Source organism: Alloacidobacterium sp., assembly GCF_035631355.1.
Taxonomy (GTDB): domain Bacteria; phylum Acidobacteriota; class Terriglobia; order Terriglobales; family Acidobacteriaceae; genus Alloacidobacterium.
On sequence record NZ_DASQIX010000043.1, the window covers coordinates 1 to 5323 of the forward strand.

A 5323-nucleotide genomic window follows, 5' to 3' on the forward strand; every position below is an offset into this window, starting at 1 on the left:
TTCAGCGCAGTCACACTCGGCGGAACAATCGAATTGGAGCCGCTCGCCTTGCCCAGTTCATTCTTCAGCGGCAAACCAATCCCCAGGCCATGACCCGAAATAAAGACATCGCCCGAACTGTCAGCGGCAAGTCCCGTAACCGTGGTCGTGTCTTTAACCGTGGCGCTGGGTCCGCTGCTGCTCACATAGCTGGAGTTCGGACTCGTGCCTGTGGTCGCGTTTAAGCTGGTGACGAAGCCGGTAACGCTCCCCGATCCCGTGGGAAATGCGCCGCCAAAGCTGGTCGAGGTATTGACGCCGGGGAAACCGGTCGCGCTTGTCGTTCCGCCGATATAAAGCGTGCCGCTACTGTGGCTGGAGAAAGCAATGCTGGTGCCAACAGATGTGGTCGTCGTTGCCCCGGAGTTTCCGAGGAACGTGAGCCACTTCAGCGCGGAACCGAGCTGAGAAGAAGAAAGCGCGGCAACAAAAATATTTGTGCTGCCAGAGCCTGTACCCACGCTCTTGGTGGGATTTGCGCTGCCGGGAAGCGCCGGAAACCCATTCACATTGGTTGTCGAACCGATGATGAACAGCGTTCCACTGCCGTCCGTGGCCATCTGTGTCGGGGTCGAACCGGCTGTCCCGGAAACATAGGTCGCAAACACAATCACCGGATCGATCACCAGCGTCCTGCTGCGGTCATAAGCACCGACTTCAAAACGCAGGTTATGCCCGGACAACCGATACGAAGCATCCACCGCGACGCGCCTTCCCTGAGCGTCGAATTGATAGGCCACAGGCTTGCGGAAGCGCAATTCCCCGCCGGCGGCAGGAATGACCGCATCTCCTGCCGTCGTCAGCGTCGCACGCCGCTGGCTGCGCAGATCGAGATGAATCTCCCTGGCGTCAGCTCCCGGAGCCAGGACGAAATCGTGCTCCAGCTCGCCATTCTTCTCATAAAACTCGGTATCAATACCCGGATAAATCCCGCGCACGCCAACCCGCGAGTAGTTCGCCACTCCCTCATGCCAGCGCGACGGATCAGACCCGATGAAATAGTTGCTGCGGTACGCTAATCCTGATAGCGAAACCGGCGAGCCTCCATGACTCCCGGCAAATTGCACACCGATGGTCGAATTCGGCATGAAGAAGCTCAGGCCGTCGCGCTCGATGCCGACCGAATAGCTCTGCGCTCGTCCCATATATGCAAGCGTGGGCGCAAGCTGGCCGTCGTTCTCTTCAAATGCCATGGGCATGGCGGAGATCAGGCGGGTGCTGCCACCGGAAACCGGAACAGTCGCCACTGGTCTTGCCTGGCACAAGGCTGCTGCGGGAAGCAGCAGAACCAGCCCGGCAGGAGCGAACCGCTGCCAGAGCCACGAGGAGACACTACTCAACCATTTTGTCAGGACCGAAGGCATAAAAACCGCGCAAAGAAACCCGTTGCACTTCTGTTAAGGGGAGAGCCTCTTACAGATTCTGGCGAAGCCAGTGGGGGAAAACCTGCAAAAGAAACGAACTGAAAGCAGTCGAATGGTACTAAAGGGTATGGACCGAGTCAATCGGAAAACAGCGTCCGACGCGCCCCTTTACCCTCACATTTACCTGCGCCCTGCTGGTGCGCAGCCCTTCTTTCTGCCCGATAGTGCAGCTTAACAGAAAAGCGTTTCGTATCGATGCAAGTATGCGTTAGCACCCCTGCCAGCTCTTAGGAATGCCGGACCACGGATTTTGACAACCGCAGATGACGTTATCCTGACTATGTATGACGATTGCAACTCGACCGACCCAGCCTGTGGCAAGGCCGCAGCACACCGAAACGACTCTCCACGGCCACACGCTCGTTGATGACTACGCATGGCTCCGCGACAAGGAGAGCACCGAAACGCTCGCCTACCTCCAGGCGGAAAACGACTACACCGCAGCCGTCCTTGAATCAACGCAGGAGATGCAACAGACACTCTACAAAGAGATGTTGAGCCACATCAAGGAAACCGATGTCTCCGTTCCCTTCCGCGATGGCGACTACTGGTACTACACCCGCACGGAAGAGGGCCTGCAATATCCCATCTTTTGCCGCAAGCATGGATCACTCGACGCTCCTGAAGCCATCATCCTCGACGTAAACAAGCTCGCCGAAGGCGAAAGCTTCATGGCCGTCGGCGCCATGACCGTATCCGACGATGCCAACTTGCTTGCGTATTCGTTCGACAATACCGGCTTCCGCCAGTACACGCTGCAAGTCAAAAACCTCCGCACCGGCGAACTGCTGCCCGAGCGCGTCGAGCGCGTCGGCTCCATCGTTTGGGCCGCTGACAACAAGACCATCTTCTACACCGTCGAAGACGAAGAGCAGAAGCGCCAGTACCAACTCTTCCGCCACAAACTCGGTACACCGCATTCTCCGGACGCACTTGTCTACGAAGAAACCGACGAGCGCTTCAACATCGGCGCCGGGCGCACGCGTGATAACAAATACATCATCCTCGAATCCGGCAGCCACACCACCAGCGAAGCGCGTTTCCTGCCCGCCGATTCACCAGAAGCTGAATTCCGCCTCATCGCCCCGCGCCGCGACAACATCGAATACTACCCCGACCACCGCAACGGACTCTTCTTCATTCGCGTCAACGATGCTGGCCGCAACTTCCGGCTTGTGACCACTCCCGTGGAGAATCCGGCTGTGGAAAACTGGAGGGAACTGCTCCTACACAGACAAGATGTAATGCTTGAAGAAGTTGATCTATTCAGCGGATTTTATGTTGCTTGTGAGCGCTATGATGGCTTACCTTACTTGCGCGTCGTTCGCTTTGCAGATGCTGACCTGAAAATAGTCTCCGAGCAGGAAATCGCCTTTCCCGAACCGGTCTACAGCGCCCATCCGCACCAGAACCGCGTCTTCGATTCGACTACCTACCGCTACGCCTACCAATCGCTGGTCACGCCAAGTTCTGTCTACGAATACGACATAACTACCGGCGAATCGAAACTCCTCAAGCAGGTTGAAATTCCCGGCGGCTTCGACCGCGCAAAGTACGCCTCCGAACGCGTCTTCGCCACCGCGCCCGACGGAGTGAGGGTCTCCGTCTCCCTCGTCTACCGCAAAGACAAATTCCAGCGCGGAAAGAACCCGCTCTATGTCTACGGTTACGGTTCTTATGGCTATTCGCTTCCCATAGGCTTCAACGGCAACCGCCTCAGCCTGCTCGACCGCGGCTTTGTCATGGCCTACGCGCACATCCGCGGCGGCGGCGATATGGGCAAGCCCTGGCACGACGCCGGACGCCTGATGCAGAAGCGCAACACATTCACCGACTTCGTCGCTGTCGTCGAGCACCTGCTGGCCAACGGCTACGGCGACCCGGCACGCGTCGCCATCGAAGGCGGCAGCGCCGGAGGATTGCTCATGGGCGCGGTCTCAAATCTGCGTCCCGACCTCTTCCGCGCCGTCCTCTCGCATGTCCCCTTCGTGGACGTGATGAACACCATGCTCGACGCGTCGCTGCCGCTCACCGTTCCCGAGTATGAAGAGTGGGGCAATCCAAACGAGAAACCGGCGTTCGAGTACATGCTCAGCTACTCGCCCTACGACAATCTGGAAGCGAAGGCGTACCCGGCCATGCTGGTGAAGACCTCGCTCCACGACAGCCAGGTCATGTACTGGGAGCCCGCCAAGTACGTCGCGAAACTGCGCACTCTCAAAACCGACAACAATCCCCTGCTGCTGCGCACCAACATGACCGCCGGCCACGGCGGCGCATCCGGCCGCTACGACTACCTGAAAGAAATCGCAATGGACTATGCGTTTCTACTTAAGGAGCTGAACGTAGCAGCATAATCCCGGAGATCAAAACGCTTTCGGTATCTCGGTAAGATTACGAAGCAGCCACCGGAGTAGGCTTCTTCTTCGAAATCCCAGGCAGCAACTGCTTTACGGCCGATAGCACCGGCCCCATCTGCGCTGACCAGATGGAGCGCGGCGCGCGATACTCGTCTCCCAGACCAGTAACAGGAAACTCCTCCCTTGCAGGCCGATGATAGGTGCCGAAAACAATGTCAAAGACAGGCAGTGCGTCTGCGAAGTTTCTGTTGTGATGTACCGGATCAACTGAATGGTGAATGCGGTGCACCTGCGGAGTCACCAGAACGCGATCGAGCCATGGCAGCCGCACGCGTATCGCCGAGTGATAGAAGAGCGAAAGCCCGGCAAGAAACATAAAGGAGTAAAGCGCCGCTTTTCCTGCATCGGCAAAGTCCAGATCGAAGAAAAGGCCCAGCGTAAAAATCGAGAAAAATGCGCGCCAGGAATTCTGCAGAAAGTGGTCGCGCGCCCACGTTGAAGTGTTCATCAGCTCGTCGCTGTGATGCAGCTTATGGAACGACCACAGAACTGGAATCTTGTGTTCGAGCCGATGGCTCCAATAGAACCAGAAATCGTGCGCAAGCAGCGGGACAAAGATCATGGCCGCGATTTCGAGCGGATGGCCAATCACGGGAATCGCAGCAATATTGTGGAACGAAACCGAGAATGCCTTCCATGGAAGATAGTGGCGAACGCTAGCGCTCCAGATGCCGGCCAGGATGCCGAGAGGCAGAGCAAGATAAGACGTGGTCAGCGCGATCAGGATATTCATTCCGTAGTCGCGCCAGCGCGGCCGCGCATGCACAGGCCAAATCTGCTCGGCAATGATGAAGGGAATCAGCGGAGGAATGGTCCAGTACAACAGATCCGGAAACATTCCCTTGATGGAGCTGAACAGGATATGCAGGAAATCCATGGACACCCTCCGGCAAAAGGCATAGCAATACGGCGAATTATAAACAGCCTGCTTCGCGATGGCTCATGCATTTCTGCCGAAAGAATCGCCGGGTGCCGGGTGCCCCACATCTCGCAGAGATGTGCGGTTCCTCATCACAACTTCACTAACTCAACTCTGCGGTTCTTCGTCCGCCCGTCATCCGTCGAGTTGTCGGCGACCGGCAAGCGATGCCATGAGAGACCAGCCAGTCGCGTACGCTCTGGGCGTTTTTCGCTCAACGCCTGATTTGCAAATGGGCTGCCCACGTTGTCCCCTTGGGGGAACTCCAGATCAAGGTAACTCCAGATTTTGCTTGATCTGAGCGTCGTTGACCTAGTAACATGCCGGCCCGATACGTTCCTTTCGCTCTCCGGAAGACTCTCCCAAAATTTAACTCTCATAGGAGCCATTCTCATGATGCGAGCACTTGCATTTGGAACCCTTCTCTTCTCGACAGTCTGGGCCGCTGCAGACCCGACACCTACGGTGAATTGCGACTCAGGGCAATCGCTGAACCGCACGCTTGCCAAGATGGAAAAATT

At 57.1% G+C, this 5323-nt stretch carries 2 protein-coding genes and 1 pseudogene; 1 reads left to right on the forward strand and 2 read right to left on the reverse strand.

Annotated elements, in window-relative coordinates; all coding sequences use genetic code 11:
- Window positions 1-1403, reverse strand: a pseudogene (locus VEV40_RS07500) (hypothetical protein); the annotation flags it as partial.
- 344 nt (window positions 1404-1747) lie between these two features.
- On the opposite strand from VEV40_RS07500, the gene VEV40_RS07505 reads away from it, so the two are divergent.
- A complete protein-coding gene (locus tag VEV40_RS07505; RefSeq protein ID WP_324831279.1) occupies window positions 1748-3820 on the forward strand; it encodes a S9 family peptidase in 2073 nt (690 codons plus the stop codon).
- 37 nt (window positions 3821-3857) lie between these two features.
- On the opposite strand, the gene VEV40_RS07510 is transcribed toward VEV40_RS07505, so the two are convergent.
- Window positions 3858-4760, reverse strand: a complete 903-nt coding sequence (locus tag VEV40_RS07510; RefSeq protein ID WP_324831281.1) for a sterol desaturase family protein — start codon at window positions 4758-4760, stop codon at window positions 3858-3860.
- Window positions 4761-5323 lie beyond the last annotated feature (563 nt).

Bases quoted from the DNA above. Each gene is read 5' to 3' on its own strand.
- VEV40_RS07505 (WP_324831279.1), top strand. From the start codon at position 1,748: ATGACGATTGCAACTCGACCGACCCAGCCTGTGGCAAGGCCGCAGCAC.
- VEV40_RS07510 (WP_324831281.1), bottom strand. From the start codon at position 4,760: ATGGATTTCCTGCATATCCTGTTCAGCTCCATCAAGGGAATGTTTCCG.